Annotated in this window: 11 protein-coding genes and 1 pseudogene; 5 read left to right on the top strand and 7 right to left on the bottom strand. The window is 59.7% G+C overall.

The features are described from left to right. Window positions 1-389: 389 nt before the first annotated feature. The 4 genes from ACLB1Z_RS07340 (at window position 390) to ACLB1Z_RS07325 (ending at window position 5,599) form a co-directional block, all read left to right on the top strand. Window positions 390-1,448: a CBASS cGAMP-activated phospholipase gene (locus ACLB1Z_RS07340; RefSeq protein WP_409562715.1), complete on the top strand. Its 1,059-nt coding sequence runs from the start codon at window positions 390-392 to the stop codon at window positions 1,446-1,448. A 231-nt stretch (window positions 1,449-1,679) separates the two neighbouring features. Continuing rightward, window positions 1,680-3,086 carry an IS1182 family transposase gene (locus tag ACLB1Z_RS07335; protein WP_409562714.1) on the top strand — a complete coding sequence of 469 codons (1,407 nt, stop codon included), beginning with the start codon at window positions 1,680-1,682 and terminating at the stop codon, window positions 3,084-3,086. A 289-nt stretch (window positions 3,087-3,375) separates the two neighbouring features. Further along, window positions 3,376-4,818 (top strand): IS1182 family transposase, encoded by a 1,443-nt coding sequence (locus tag ACLB1Z_RS07330; RefSeq protein ID WP_409562713.1) that lies wholly within the window; start codon window positions 3,376-3,378, stop codon window positions 4,816-4,818. A 418-nt stretch (window positions 4,819-5,236) separates the two neighbouring features. Next, window positions 5,237-5,599, top strand: a complete 363-nt coding sequence (locus tag ACLB1Z_RS07325) for an aldo/keto reductase (RefSeq protein WP_409562712.1) — start codon at window positions 5,237-5,239, stop codon at window positions 5,597-5,599. On the opposite strand, the gene ACLB1Z_RS07320 is transcribed toward ACLB1Z_RS07325, so the two are convergent. The 7 genes and pseudogenes from ACLB1Z_RS07320 to ACLB1Z_RS07290 form a co-directional block, all read right to left on the bottom strand. After that, on the bottom strand, window positions 5,511-6,191 hold the full coding sequence (locus tag ACLB1Z_RS07320; RefSeq protein WP_409562711.1) for an aquaporin: 681 nt from the start codon (window positions 6,189-6,191) through the stop codon (window positions 5,511-5,513). The two genes, ACLB1Z_RS07325 and ACLB1Z_RS07320, sit on opposite strands and share 89 nt — an antisense overlap. Window positions 6,192-6,195: 4 nt before the next feature. Further along, window positions 6,196-6,720 carry an arsenate reductase ArsC gene (locus ACLB1Z_RS07315; protein WP_409562710.1) on the bottom strand — a complete coding sequence of 175 codons (525 nt, stop codon included), beginning with the start codon at window positions 6,718-6,720 and terminating at the stop codon, window positions 6,196-6,198. Continuing rightward, window positions 6,717-7,064: an ArsR/SmtB family transcription factor gene (locus ACLB1Z_RS07310; RefSeq protein WP_409562709.1), complete on the bottom strand. Its 348-nt coding sequence runs from the start codon at window positions 7,062-7,064 to the stop codon at window positions 6,717-6,719. The genes ACLB1Z_RS07315 and ACLB1Z_RS07310 overlap by 4 nt, the downstream gene beginning before the upstream one ends. A 62-nt stretch (window positions 7,065-7,126) precedes the next feature. Next, window positions 7,127-7,453, bottom strand: a complete 327-nt coding sequence (locus ACLB1Z_RS07305) for a hypothetical protein (RefSeq protein ID WP_409562708.1) — start codon at window positions 7,451-7,453, stop codon at window positions 7,127-7,129. A 165-nt stretch (window positions 7,454-7,618) separates the two neighbouring features. Next, complete coding sequence (locus ACLB1Z_RS07300; RefSeq protein ID WP_409562707.1) at window positions 7,619-9,490, bottom strand: PAS domain S-box protein; 1,872 nt, start codon at window positions 9,488-9,490, stop codon at window positions 7,619-7,621. Window positions 9,491-9,835: 345 nt separating this feature from the next. Then, window positions 9,836-10,747 (bottom strand): annotated as a pseudogene (locus tag ACLB1Z_RS07295) (ATP-binding cassette domain-containing protein); the annotation flags it as partial. Between the two features lie 342 nt (window positions 10,748-11,089). Further along, window positions 11,090-12,094: an alpha/beta hydrolase gene (locus ACLB1Z_RS07290; RefSeq protein WP_409562706.1), complete on the bottom strand. Its 1,005-nt coding sequence runs from the start codon at window positions 12,092-12,094 to the stop codon at window positions 11,090-11,092. A 468-nt stretch (window positions 12,095-12,562) separates the two neighbouring features. On the opposite strand from ACLB1Z_RS07290, the gene ACLB1Z_RS07285 reads away from it, so the two are divergent. Then, the gene (locus ACLB1Z_RS07285; RefSeq protein ID WP_409562705.1) at window positions 12,563-13,294 is read left to right on the top strand and encodes a helix-turn-helix domain-containing protein; all 732 of its coding nucleotides are present in this window, start codon (window positions 12,563-12,565) and stop codon (window positions 13,292-13,294) included. The last annotated feature ends 32 nt before the right edge of the window (window positions 13,295-13,326 follow it).

Here is a 13,326-nt window from a genome sequence, read left to right as displayed (position 1 = left end):
CTGGGCTGGTGGGCGGTTTGGGAAGGGCCGCTTACGCCAATCTGCCAAACCTATCGCATCCGTATTCAACTGGTAACGCGCAAATACTTCGACAATTTTATGCTCGGACACCGCTACGATGAAATTACGGTCCAAAATCCGGCGATTGGTTCTGATCCGCGCGGAACGGGCGAGCCGCCTCAGCATGTATATCGTTGGGGGCATCCCGAAGCTTTTCCAAGGCTATGCGTATACGATCCGTTTCAAGATGAATGGACGCCCGAACTTTCGATCGCCGATGTCTTGATTCCGATGATCATCAAATGGCTCATCTATCATGAAGATTGGGTAGATGGAGGAATCTGGCGCGGCGGCGGCAGACATCCACAACCACCTGAGGGGGAGACCCAATGCAAACAGGTGAGCTCAAACCCGGAGGACCTCGCTCTGCAGGCTCGATCCCACAACGCCGCATTCCACAGCCTTGGCCGAGCACTCGGCGTTTTCGGATCTTATCTCTGGATGGCGGAGGGATTAGAGGCATTTTTCCCGCAACCATCTTGGCAGAGCTTGAGCGTCGCTTCGGACAGGGCTACCGATTGGCGCAATACTTCGACCTCATCGCCGGAACGTCAACCGGGGGAATCCTGGCGCTTGGGCTGGGCGCAGGGCTGTCCGCTGACGATCTTAGGCGGCTCTACGTCGAAAAAGGATCGGAGATTTTCCCAGCGCGAGATCAATCTCTGGCCGGCCGGATACGGTCTCTCGGACGCAGCACGCGTCACTGGTTTGCATATCTCTACGACAGAGAAGCACTAGAAAGTCTTTTGTCTGCACGGTTGGGGGAAAAGCTTTTTGGGGACTCCCAATCCCGTCTTTGCATCCCAGCGTTTGACGGAAAGCACAGCGAAGTCTTCGTATACAAGACACCCCATCATAGGGATTATAAGTATGATCGCTTCGAAAGGATGGTGGTCGTTGGTCTAGCGACTTCTGCCGCCCCGACCTATTTCCAGCCCTTTCGTCATGGTGGCTACCAGCTAGTGGACGGGGGAGTTTGGGCAAACAATCCAATCATGCTCGCCGTCATTGAAGTGCTGACATGCTTCACAGTCACCACCGAACAAATCGATGTGCTCAGTATCAGTTGCGGGGAAGACCCATACATCGTCTCCACACGCCATATTTTCGGTGGCAAGCTGGCGTGGGCAGATTCAATTTTTGCGGCGATGCGTCTTCAATCACTAGCCGCCACGAACCAAGCTCGATTGTTGCTTGGACCGCCGGCCGTAACTCGTCTGCAGCCAAGACAATATCAACCGCCAATTCCGCTGGACGACTTTTCCCGGGCCATATTCGAATTGCCTAAGGATGCCATCGAGGTTGTTGATTCACATGCAGATGCCGTGAGAGCTAAGTTCTTTGGCGAGATCGCCAACCCGTACGTGCCTGTACCCCTTGAGGCGTGAGGTCAGAAGCTCATCAGACACGGTACTAAACGATATGTTACCCATCAATGCGTCCTTGTAGGAGCGTCTTTCCATACGCGACAGCCCATACCTCATCGCGAACTCGCTTCTGCCTCAAAGGGCAAAGCACCAAGGTCCGTTTATCTTAGGAATGTGTTGCAGAACTCCCGTTGAGATCGCTGGCGAACCGTGATTCCGTTGTCCACTCAGCAGTATCGGCGGGGGCATGCGATGATGGGGCGAGGCAAGTCCGGGCAAGGCCAGTTCTTCTACGCGTTCAATCTCGACGGCGTGGTGCCGCCGGACCACCTCGTGCGCAAGATCGACGCCTTGCTCGACCTCGGCTGGATCCGTAAAGAACTGGCGCCGTATTACTCGCACACGGGTCGCCCATCGCTCGATCCCGAGCTGATGATGCGGATGCTCATCGTGGGCTACGTGTTCGCCATTCGGTCCGAGCGCATGCTCTGTCGCGAGGTGCAGGTGAACCTCGCCTACCGCTGGTATTGCAGGCTGGGCATCGAGGACAAGATACCCGATCATTCTGCCTTCTCACGCGCCAGGCATGAGCGCTTCCGCCAGAGCGATGCCCTGCGCCGCGTGTTCGAGCGGGTGGTGACGATCTGCATCGTGGCGGGCCTCGTCGGCGGCGAGGCGTTCTCGATCGACGCCAGCCTCATCAAGGCCGACGTCGACAAGCACAAGCGGCTTCCTGGAGACCAGCCGATCAACTGGCCGGCGCCGGAAGAAGCCTCCCGCGCGGTGCGTGCGTATCTGGCGGCCCTCGATGCTGCAAATAGCGATGATGAGGGGAATGGTGGAGATGGCGGCGGCTCGAGCGGTGGCAGCAGAGCCAAACTGCCGAAGGAAGTATCGCTGACTGATCCGCAGGCGGCATGGGTATCGCGCAAGGGCGTGGATCCGCTCTTCGCCTACGACGCGAACTATCTCATCGACAACAAGCTCGGCATCATCGTCGACGCCGAGGGAACTCGCGCCAACCGCTCGGACGAGATCGCCGTCACCGAGACCATGATCGATCGCGTCGAGCGCCGCTTCGGCCTGGTGCCTCGGCGACTCGCCGGCGACACCGCCTATGGCGCGGCAAAGCTTCTGAAGTGGCTTTGGGATCGCGGCATCGCTCCGCACGTGCCCGTCTGGGACAAGTCCAAGCAGACCGGCGGCCGCTTCACGAAGGAGGAGTTCGTGTTCGAACGCGAAAGGAATGTCTACATCTGTCCGGCCGGCGCCGAGCTGACGCATTCAGGCATCGTCGATCAAGGGCGCATTCTCCCCTACCGGGCGAGCAAGAACGATTGCTCCTTCTGTGAGCTCAAGCCCCAATGTACGACGGCTGTCGCCCGCAAGGTCTCTCGCGACATCGACGAGGATGTGCGCGACCAGGTCCGCGCGCTGGCCAACACCGAAGCCTTCGAGGTCTCGCGCCGGGAGCGCAAAAAGGTCGAGATGCGGTTCGCCCACATGAAGCGCATCCACCGGCTCGATCGGCTGCGTCTGCGGGGGCTGTCGGGTGCGAAGGACGAGGTGCTGCTCACGGCGACAGCACAGAACCTGAGGCGGCTCACGAAGCTGCTCTGCCGATCTCCGCCGCATGCCGCTGGAGCGTGTACAGCGTAGCGTCGGGTAGCGTCGGGTAGCGTCAGGGCGTCGGCGCCGCTGCGTTGAAGCTGCCCCCCGAAATGAGGGGCACACCAGAACGGTCGATCAAAAATCAACGTGCAGAGGTTGGGTCTAGGCCACGCGGGTTTTGCAACACATTCCTTAGAACTCCGGACGTGGTCGCCTGGCAAGTGAGCTAGCGTTTGAGTGGCCCTGCCGACTTCCGCTTTCTCGGGAGGCTGTGTGAAAACGCGCCTATTCTGACGAACCGATGTACGATTCTCGCGAGCTAGAGCGGGAGGGACGAATGGGGAGGTTCATTGAGGGTGCGGATCGCACGCAGGCGACGCTTCTGCCGGATACGATCGACGACTACGTCAACGAAGACAATCCAGTTCGCGTGGTCGACGCTTTCGTCGATGCGCTCGATCTCGCAGCACTCGGCTTCGATGGTATTGTTCCGGAAGAGACGGGCCGACCGAGCTACCATCCGGCGACGATCCTCAAGATCTATATATACGGCTACCTCAACCAGGTGCAGTCCTCACGCGGCCTCGAGCGCGAGTGCCGGAGGAACCTGGAGCTGATCTGGCTTACGGGTCGTCTGGCGCCCGATTTCAAGACCATCGCCGACTTCCGGCGCGACAATGGTCAAGCCATCCGCCAGGTATGCCAACAGTTCGTTGCCCTTTGCCGGGGCCTCGATCTTTTGGACGCCAGCATCGTCGCGATCGATGGGAGCAAGTTCAAAGCCGTCAATGCGAAAACCAGGAACTTCACGCGGGAAAAGCTCAGGCGGCGCCTTGGCGAGATAGACGTGCTCATCGACAGGTATCTCGTCGAACTCGACCGTGCCGACGAAGTGGCGAGCAAGACCGGAATGTCGATTCCCGAAGCTCGCCTCGCTCGCGCAGTCAAGAAGTTGGCTTACTGCCGGCGAGAGTCTAATGCCTTGAAGGCGATCGAACGGCGCATGGACGTCAGCGGCGAGACGCAGGTCTCGCTGACCGATTCCGATGCGCGTGCGATGGCGACTACGAGCAGAAAGCCCCGCGTGGTTGGCTACAATGTGCAAACTGCCGTCGAGACGAAGCATCACCTTATCGTCGCGCATGAAGTGACGAACCTCGGCTACGATCGCGACGCCCTGGCGATGATGGCACGGGCAGCGCGTGAACAGATGTCCAGCGATGAAATCGAAGCGATTGCAGACAAGGGCTATTACAAAGGTGAGGAGATCGTTGCGTGCGAAGAGGCCGGTATCCCGGTCACCGTACCCAAGCCGCACACCTCCAATGCCGCAGCCCATGGGCGCTTCGATCGTGCCGACTTCACTTACATGGCTCGCGAGAATGCCTATGTCTGCCCGGCCGGCGAGCGACTGACGTACCGATTCACGAACGCCGAGGCCGGAAAAACGCTGCACTCGTACTGGACTGATGCCTGCGGAAGCTGCCCCATCAAAGGCCGCTGCACCCCCAGCAAGGAACGCCGCGTCCGTCGCTGGGAGCACGAAGGCATCATCGAGCGCGTCCAACAGCGGCTCGACGATGATCCCAACAGAATGTCGTTACGGTGCCAGACCGTCGAGCACCCGTTCGGGACGATCAAGGCGTGGATGGGTGCCACACACTTCAAAATGAAGACACTGAAGCACGTTGCCACCGAGATGGCATTGCACGTCCTGGCATATAATCTGAAGCGGGTGATGGCGATTGTCGGTGTGCCGATGCTGCTCGATGAAATGTGAAACAGGTGACTGGGACGGACTTCTTATAAGATAGCTGGCCGCTTCTTCGTTCTCACACAGCCTCTCGGCCTAGCGGACCATCTGTACAATGACAACTTTAGTACAATCGGATGTTCATACGGCAATCCCTTGATGAAATCCCGCACCACGCCGAGACCGGACAGCTCCAGCGCCATCGCGCTGCCCGCCGTCGCGGCCAGCAGCCCGGCGAGTGGGGGCGAGCCCAAGAACCGATTTTCCCCGATTGCGCTGATCTTGTTCATGGCCCGGACTATGAGGACGATCCGCCCCCGATGTCCTGGCCACACGGGCGACCAGGGGGCCGCGGCGTCCCGCGCCATCATCCGCCTCAGCCCGCCCCGGCTCGCGACGGCGAGCTGACGAGCTGGGGGAGTTCGGCCTGTATACCTCTCATCACATGGTTCGATCTCGGTGCGCGCTGGCGTGGCTCCAGTCAAAGCCCGTTGCGACCTCGGTCATTGTCGGCGCCAAGCGTCTGAACCAACTCGCGGACAATATCTCGGCGATCGACGTCAGGCTGAGCGGGGAAGAGATTCGCAAACTCGATGAGGTCAGCGAACCGCCTCCGGAATATCCCGGCTCTATGCTCGCGACTCACAGCGCGACAGTTTGGGTCCTGTCTATCTGTGGAGTGACAATATCTTCTCGTCCTAATCCCACATCAAAAATGCCTAGCACGAAGGCGTTGCCGGCGCGCGCCGAAATAGGCCGGCGGCCACCAGCATCGCGAACGCCGCCCCGGAAAACTGCGCGACGATGAAAGGCGCGACATCCGCAGGGCGAATGCCCGCAAACGTGTCGGAGAACGCGCGCGCGATGGTGACGGCTGGATTTGCGAACGAGGTTGAGGCGGTGAACCAATAGGCAGCCGCGATGTAGAGCCCAACGTTCGCTGCTACGGCCGCAGGACTCACCTGCAGCGTACCGAGAATCGTCAGCAAAAGCCCGAACGTGGCGACGCCTTCCGCGAGCCATTGCCCGGTGCCGGACCTTACCTTGCTCCCCAGTTGTACTAACGGCATGTCGAACATCGCATGTGCGGCGACCACGCCAGCCAGGGCACCAAACAGTTGCGCGAAGACGTAGACTAGCGCGACGCGTGAGGCGATCTCTCCACGCAGCCAGAACACGCCGGATACTGCCGGATTGAGGTGCGCACCGGAAACAGGGCCAAAGACCATGATCAGCACCACGAGCATGGCGCCGGTCGACAGCGTGTTACCGAGCAGCGCCAGCGCCTCGTTTCCGGCCGAGAGCCTGGCGCCCATGATGCCGGACCCGATGACGGCGGCGAGCAGAAGCGCCGTGCCCAAGAATTCAGCCGCCACGCGTCGGGACGTCGAATAGGCCACCGGATCACGCCTTCTCGCGCGTGACATCGCTCCTTGACCGCCCGATGTCGTCGAGATGGGTTTGCAAGCTCAGCTTGTCCAACGACGAGAGCGGGAGGCTCGTGAAAGTGCTGATGCGGTTGTTGAGCATGCGATAAGTATCGGCGAAGGCAAGGGCTCTCTCGACTTCCGAGCCCTCGACTGCCACGGGGTCTGGCAGGCCCCAATGGGCGGTCATCGGCTGTCCCGGCCAGACCGGGCATGCCTCATTGGCAGCGTTGTCGCAAACCGTGAACACGAAATCCAACGCCGGCGCAGCGGGCGCGGCGAACTCTTCCCACGACTTCGAGCGCAGCGCGCTGGTGTCGTAGTTGAGCTTCTTCAGCAGGTTGATGGTCATCGGGTGGACGTCACCCTTCGGCATGCTGCCGGCGCTGTAGCCTTTGAAACTACCGGCGCCGACGCGATTTATGATGGCCTCGCCCATGATGGAGCGGGCGGAATTGCCGGTGCAGAGAAAGAGGACGTTGAAGAGGCGCTCTCCGGTCATTTTGTCTCTCCCTTACACAACTTTCGCGCTTTGGTAATTGTCGAGCCGCAAAGCTCCGGCCGCCCTCGACAGCAGTCTTCGGTGAGGAAGTTCAGCAGCTGCCGCATGCCCTCGAAATGCGCCGCATAGCGAATGTACCGTCCGGCTCGCGTGGCATGGATCAGTCCCGCGCGGTCCAATTCCTTGAGGTGGAAGGAAGCGCCTGTCGGCGTCGCACCGACCGCCTCGGCAATCTCGCCGGCGGGCAAGCCCGAAGGGCCTACGCGCACCAACAGTCGAAAGATGGCGAGGCGCTGATCATGCGCCAGCGCTGCAAGTCGGGTCACGGCATCTTTATTATTCATGCCGCGATACTACAATAATTCTTGTACTAATCAAGTGGAGCACGCTGGTCTTCTGGTAGGGGTCACTCTCTGGGTACTCCGTGCCGGTCGTGCTTGATGGAGTACGGCTCGGGCCAGACGTAGCAAATACGGTGCATGCACGTCGTGCAGCGCAGTTGCCGGGCAAGCGTCAGCAGCGGGGTTTCCATCGGCACACCGTGCTCGTGAGCATAGACGGCCGGCCAGACGACCTTCTCGCGCCGGCAGCCGTGGCAGGCGATGATCAGCCGGAGATCCTGTTCGAGAAGATGGGAAAGCGTCACCTGCTTCCAGGCGTCGTCTTTCGGCCGCCGATGGTAGAAGCGATCGATGTCGGCTTCGGTTTTGAAGTGCTCAGGAATGAACGGCATGGGCAGGCCTCTCGCAAGATGGCTGCCGTTCCCTTGTCCCCGGCGCCCCGTCTACACGAGGTGGCTGACCTGGTTCCAGTCACGAATGGTTTCGATCGGCACGGGCGCCGGCGACATGGTCCGGTTCCGGGGGCGCTTGTTGTGCGTCGCCGACGGTCGAAGATTTCAAGTTTCGGGGGCGAGAAAACTTAGTGCGATACGAACGCCATCAGTCTCGACATCGCGCGTGAATTGGCCTTTGAGTTGGGCGTCCACGACAAGGCCGATGAGGCGAGACCCAAACCCTCCGTCCTGCCCGGTGTTGGCAGGGGCAGTGGCGGCAATCTTCTCCTTCCAAACGACCTGAAATGTGTCATTCGATCGAAAGCAACGAACCTTTAGAATTCCATCGGGCGCACTTAGCGCACCGTATTTCGCGGCGTTCGTTGCCAGTTCATGGAACACCAAGGCAAAAGGCGTCACTTTGTCCGATTCGAGGAGAATATCGTCTCCCTCGACCACGATGCGTTCGGCCGCCGTGGCGTTGTCATAGGGAGCAACTAACTTCCTGATCAAATTTTGCAGCGAATGCCTGCCCGGCGTGCCGGCCACCTTATTAGCTGTCCGGACCAGGCCGTGCGACTCATGCAGGGCGGCCAGTCGGCCCCTCAGTCGATCGGCGAATGCCGCCACACTAAGGTTTTCGCGAGCGGTTATGGTGACGAGACTCTGGGCCAGTGCGAAAAAATTCTTGAGGCGATGATCGAGTTCTTGGGAAACTAGTTCGCGTTCGGCCTCCAACTGCTTGGCTTCATGGATATCGGTCAATGTGCCGATCCAAGACGTGAGGAGCCCATACGTGTTGTGTATCGGAACAGCGATGGCGCGCATCCATCGATAGTCGCCTGACCGGGATTGGACTCGGACGCTGGTGTCGAATTTTGCCTGCCTTACTATTGCATGGCGCAAATTTGCTAGTGCGATGGTTTTGTCATCCGGGTGAACATAGCCTTCCCAAGCCAAGGCGAGCGGATCATCCTCATCACGTCCTGTGATCTCGTACCACCTTTGATTCGCATACGTCGGGTTGCCTTCCCGGTCCCAGCTGAAAATGACATGGGGCAGGGTTTCCGCATATGCTCGGAACCGCTTCTCGCTAAGTGACAAAGCGGCTGCGGTTTCGATTTGCTCTGTCACGTCGACAGCGGTCCCGATAAAGGAACGGGCCGTGCCGTCGGTTTCATAGCGGAAGCGTCCTGAACAAATAATCCAGCGGATACCCTCGGGACCAACGACCCGATGCTGGCAACGGTATGTCCCGTCGATCATTCCCTGCTGAAAGGCGCTTTTCACGAAAGCGGCATCATCCGGGTGGATGCCCGCTGTGAAAAGTGCATCGTCGGCACCGCTCTTGGCGAGCTCTGGGTCCACCCCATGGAGCCGTGCAAAGCGCTCATCCGAATGGACGATGTCCGTCGCGAGGTCGAGGTCCCAGGCACCCACGATACCTCCGGACTCGAGCGCAAGCTCAAGCCTTTCTCGGGCGTTTCGTAGATCAATGAGGGCCTGGACACGTGCAGTGGTTTCTATGCTGACCAGCAGGACGCCGAGCACCTGCCGGTTAACGTCTACAATCGGCGTAAGGTCGAGATCGAACCAAGCTTTGTGCTGCTCGCCCCCTCGCTGAAGGTTAAGCGGAACGTCGTGAAAGCTCGACGAGCGACCGGCAAAGCTGCTTGCCAGTGCCTCTACGTAGAATCTGGCAGCTTGGGGAAGGGCTTCGACGACCGGCTTGCCCAGAGCAGATTCGAACGTATGTCCGAAAATCCCGCGCACCGCGTCGTTAAAAAGGCAAACGCCGTCGCGTCCCAACAGCACCGACATTGGTGTTGAAGAAAGCAAGACTGTGCGGCAGAGACTGCGCAATTCTTCCGGCCAGTTCTCGATGGCTCCGACAGATGTGGAAGCCCAGTCGAAGCTCACAACTCGTTGTAGCATTAAGTTGGTGGCCGCAACCATCTTACCATCGTCATCGCCGCGGAAAAGCTCGACTGGCATTGGGTCTTCCCGAATAAGGCAATCAGTAATTCTGCGTCCTTCCTGGCAATACAGGAAAGTCAGTAGGCTGCATATGTCACGAAACCTGATAGGGTTTATGGCGTCAACTCCGTCCGCTCGTCTTACCGCTCGTCGATTGACTTTGTTCCCTCCATGATGCGAGCACGTCATTTTAGCTCGAGCAGGAAGTGGCGATCGCCCGCGGACGCCCCCGGCGTTCATCTCGAGCGGCTACAAATTCTGCTTGGCCAGCACCACAGAAACACCAATAAAACTGCCGATGCTATGCAATTCCGACCCGTCGTTCCGCCTCGGAATGCACGCGGAACATCCCGAGCTTTGGTTCGCCGTAGCTCGCTGGCGCTCGGCCATTCTGGCGCCCGCGCCTCGGCTCGCTTGAGCCTCGCTCTTCCGGTTTCCCATGAGTATGCGGGGTAGATCGCCTCGCACTTTCTTTCGCGCTCCCGCCGCATCGCGACGGTCCTTCCGTTCTGCCGCCGTCTGCGCCTTACGTTGAACATCTGCAACGGTCTTCTCCGCGTGAGCCAGATCGTGCCGGGCCGCCTCCAACTCGACGGCTTTGCGCGCGCGATATGTGCTCCAATTGCCACCATAACGCGTAGCGCCGAGCGACGTCAGCTCCACGATGGCATCCATGTGCTCGAGGAGTTCGCGGTCATGGCTGACGACGACCGCGCCGGCGCGCCAATGGGAAAGGAGCTCAATTATCGCCTCGCGCCCGGCTCGATCGAGATTATTCGTGGGCTCGTCCAGCAATAGGAAATCCGGATTCGCGAAGGCCGCTGCTGCGAGGCGGGCGCGTGTACCTTGACCGCCGGAAAGCTCCACCAAGCGTGTCTCTGGCTGGGCGTCGAGGTCGACCCGCGCGAGCGCTGCCACGATACGCTCTTCGATCGCCCAGTCAGCATCAACGAGCTGCTCGGCCGTCGCCTCTCCCGCTTCCGCGCGGCGCAGGAGTGCCAGCGCGTCCGTAACACCGAATAAATCGGCGATCGTTTCGTTCGGCGTGACCAGGGGGTTCTGGCGCACGACACCGAGAGCGCCGCCGATTGCGATCGTGCCGGACTGCGGGGCAAGCTCGCCTGAGATCAGCCTCAGGAGTGTCGTCTTGCCGACACCGTTGCGGCCGATGAGCCCCGTACGCTCCGGCGCGAAGCTCAGGTCCAGGTTGGAAAGAAACGCACGACCGTCAGGCGCGGACAATCTGACATTGGACAGGACGATTGATGCAGGCATGATAACGGATCTCCCCGATGACAACGAAGACAGGTGTTGCTGTCGTTGAGAGATCCATGGCTGCGCACATTCCCGCTCGGATTGACGATTTCCCTATCTAAGCTCGCGCGACTGTTCGATCAAGCGGCAAGGGCGTGACAGACGATCATGGTGAGCGACGTCTTAGATGCGGGCTAAGCACTGGGTGGAGTTAGCTTAAAGTTGCCAATAGCCTTGCGGCGAAACTGAGGTCTGACGTGCAGGCCGTGGTTGATCGGTGGCGACGTCGACTATGGGACATTTGCCGACCAATGCTGCCAAGGCGACGAGGCGGCACGCACCGCCGCGTCACATTTTGCTCGTTCACATCGCCGCCGTACCGAGATGCCGGCGAAGCCCATGGTTGATCTGCTCCAGCGCCGCTTCGGTGGAGGGCACGCGGCGCAGGGCATTGAGCAGTACGAAATCATGAATCGTTCCATTGTACCGGACTGCCGCGACCTCCACGCCGGCCTCTTTCAGCTTCCGCGCATAGGCCTCGCCCTCGTCGCGCAGCGGATCGTTCTCGGCGGTGACAACGAGCGCCGGCGGAAGTCCCTTCAGCTCCTCACTGCTCGCCCGAAGCGGCGACACATAGGGGTTGTCACGCGTCTTCGCATCGGGAGCGTAAAGGTCCCAGCCATACTTCATGAAGGCGCGCGCTAGGAAACGGCCCGTTCCGAACTCGCGGTAGGATTCCGTATCGACGCTTGCATCGGTCGCCGGGATCATCAGCACTTGGTAACTGATCTTCGGTCCCTTGCGATCTTTTGCCATGAGCGTCAGCGCCGCCGTCATGTTGCCGCCGACTGAGTTGCCTGCGATCGCAATTCTGCTGCCGTCGGCGCCGAAGTCGCCAGCGTGCTCCGCCACCCACTTTAGCGCTGCATAGGACTCTTCTAGCTGCGTCGGAAATTTTGCAGCTGGCAAAGAAGTATATTCGACGAACACGCCGAGCTGCCCTGATCCGACGACTAGATCACGCAACAGGCGCTGATGGTTCTGGAAGTTGCCCACGATCCAGACGCCGCCGTGAATGAAAAGCAGCACACCCGGCTTTCCGCTCACGCGCTCGGGCTTCATGATGTACAGCTTTACGCTGTGCCCATCTTGCGTGATGGTCCGCTCGGTCGTCGTGACGCCTGACATGTCGACGTCGGTTTTTGACTGAAGCCCCGTGAGAATGTCCTGCGGTTTCGGCTGGGGCAGCTCCCAGAATGCGCTGCTGTCCTTGTTAATTTCAGCCAAAAACGACCGGACTTGAGGATCAATCCGAGGGTCGGTGGCGGCGCCTTCCGCCGCTGCTGCAATTTTGGGCATCTGAGTCATCAGGCTTGCTCCAATAATAATGAGGGTTACCAGTTTAAGGGGGAGTGTCATGGGGATGGTCCATCTCCTGGTTGCGAAATGAGCCTTGACCGCAGCCGACGGCAGCCGCGGACGCCGAAAGCCTTCCCTACCTTTCCATTGACAGCGGATGCCGTTCCGAACGACCGTACGTGTGCAGATCTTCCGATTTTAATGCGCGTTCGAACGCACCCTTAGTGTTCGCAACCGATCGGTGATCGAATGGCCGTGGTTGACCCCCCAGGCAAGTTAGCCCGACGCGCCCTGCCCGCGGGACGCTGCGTCCTTCACGGGGTCGAAGTCGTGCGCGAAGGGCGGGTCGAGCCATTCGTGCACGCGCACCCAACGCTAACGAGTGCTGCAGCGGATTGGGCGGGGCTTGCTTTGGAGGGTTATTCTATCCCGTCGTGCGTGATACCGCGGCACGAACATGTCGAGCACTTTGTTCATGTGGTACTGCACGGCTCGGTCAAATATGAAGTGCTGACCCGAGGCAAGACGCTTCAATTCACGGCAACCCCCGGCACGACATTCCTCCTGCCGCGGGGCACAATCGACGAGGTGAGATGGATGGGCGCGACGCACCGCGTCGCTGCGGCCATTCACCCGAGCCTGTTCGTCAATGCTCTCGATGAAACCTCTTGCGACACCGATATAGAACTAACCGAACACTGGAATTTGATGGATTCGCATATTTTGGCTGTGATGCGCGCCATGGCGACGGATTTGACCGAAGGCTCTCCTGCGGGGCGGCTCTATGGTGAGACGTTGGCAAACGCGCTGGCTATCTATCTGCTCAAAAGATTTGCGGTCCGGCGCCGCACACCGGTCGCCTACAAAGGAGGCCTCCCTGGGTATCGCCTCAGGAGCGTGCTCGACTATATCGGAGACAATTTAGCAGACGACCTCAGGCTCTCGGAGCTCGCCGGTGTCGCCGGCATGAGCCCACACTATTTCTGCGAGCTATTCCGGAAGAGTACGGGTCACTCCCCCCATCGTTACGTGCTGCTTCAGAGAATTGAGCACGCCAAGCAAAGCCTCTGCGAGCGCGAGACCAGCGTCATCGAAGCGGCGTTGGCCGCCGGTTTTGAGAACCCGAGTCATTTTGCCCGCGTCTTTCGAAAATTCGTAGGCACAAGCCCGTCAAGATTTCAGTCCGAGATGGCGCGCGGCAGGCGATGAAGCCGCCCTTATGATACTGAAGCCATCGCGCA

Source organism: Hyphomicrobium sp. MC8b (assembly GCF_905067615.1).
Lineage (GTDB): Bacteria > Pseudomonadota > Alphaproteobacteria > Rhizobiales > Hyphomicrobiaceae > Hyphomicrobium_B.
This window is presented reverse-complemented; position numbering and strand designations above follow the sequence as displayed.

Coding starts and splice junctions, on each gene's coding strand:
- ACLB1Z_RS07290 (WP_409562706.1), bottom strand. CDS start 12,094: ATGACTCAGATGCCCAAAATTGCAGCAGCGGCGGAAGGCGCCGCCACC.
- ACLB1Z_RS07300 (WP_409562707.1), bottom strand. CDS start 9,490: ATGCCAGTCGAGCTTTTCCGCGGCGATGACGATGGTAAGATGGTTGCG.
- ACLB1Z_RS07305 (WP_409562708.1), bottom strand. CDS start 7,453: ATGCCGTTCATTCCTGAGCACTTCAAAACCGAAGCCGACATCGATCGC.
- ACLB1Z_RS07310 (WP_409562709.1), bottom strand. CDS start 7,064: ATGAATAATAAAGATGCCGTGACCCGACTTGCAGCGCTGGCGCATGAT.
- ACLB1Z_RS07335 (WP_409562714.1), top strand. CDS start 1,680: ATGATGGGGCGAGGCAAGTCCGGGCAAGGCCAGTTCTTCTACGCGTTC.
- ACLB1Z_RS07340 (WP_409562715.1), top strand. CDS start 390: ATGCAAACAGGTGAGCTCAAACCCGGAGGACCTCGCTCTGCAGGCTCG.
- ACLB1Z_RS07330 (WP_409562713.1), top strand. CDS start 3,376: ATGGGGAGGTTCATTGAGGGTGCGGATCGCACGCAGGCGACGCTTCTG.
- ACLB1Z_RS07315 (WP_409562710.1), bottom strand. CDS start 6,720: ATGACCGGAGAGCGCCTCTTCAACGTCCTCTTTCTCTGCACCGGCAAT.
- ACLB1Z_RS07325 (WP_409562712.1), top strand. CDS start 5,237: ATGGTTCGATCTCGGTGCGCGCTGGCGTGGCTCCAGTCAAAGCCCGTT.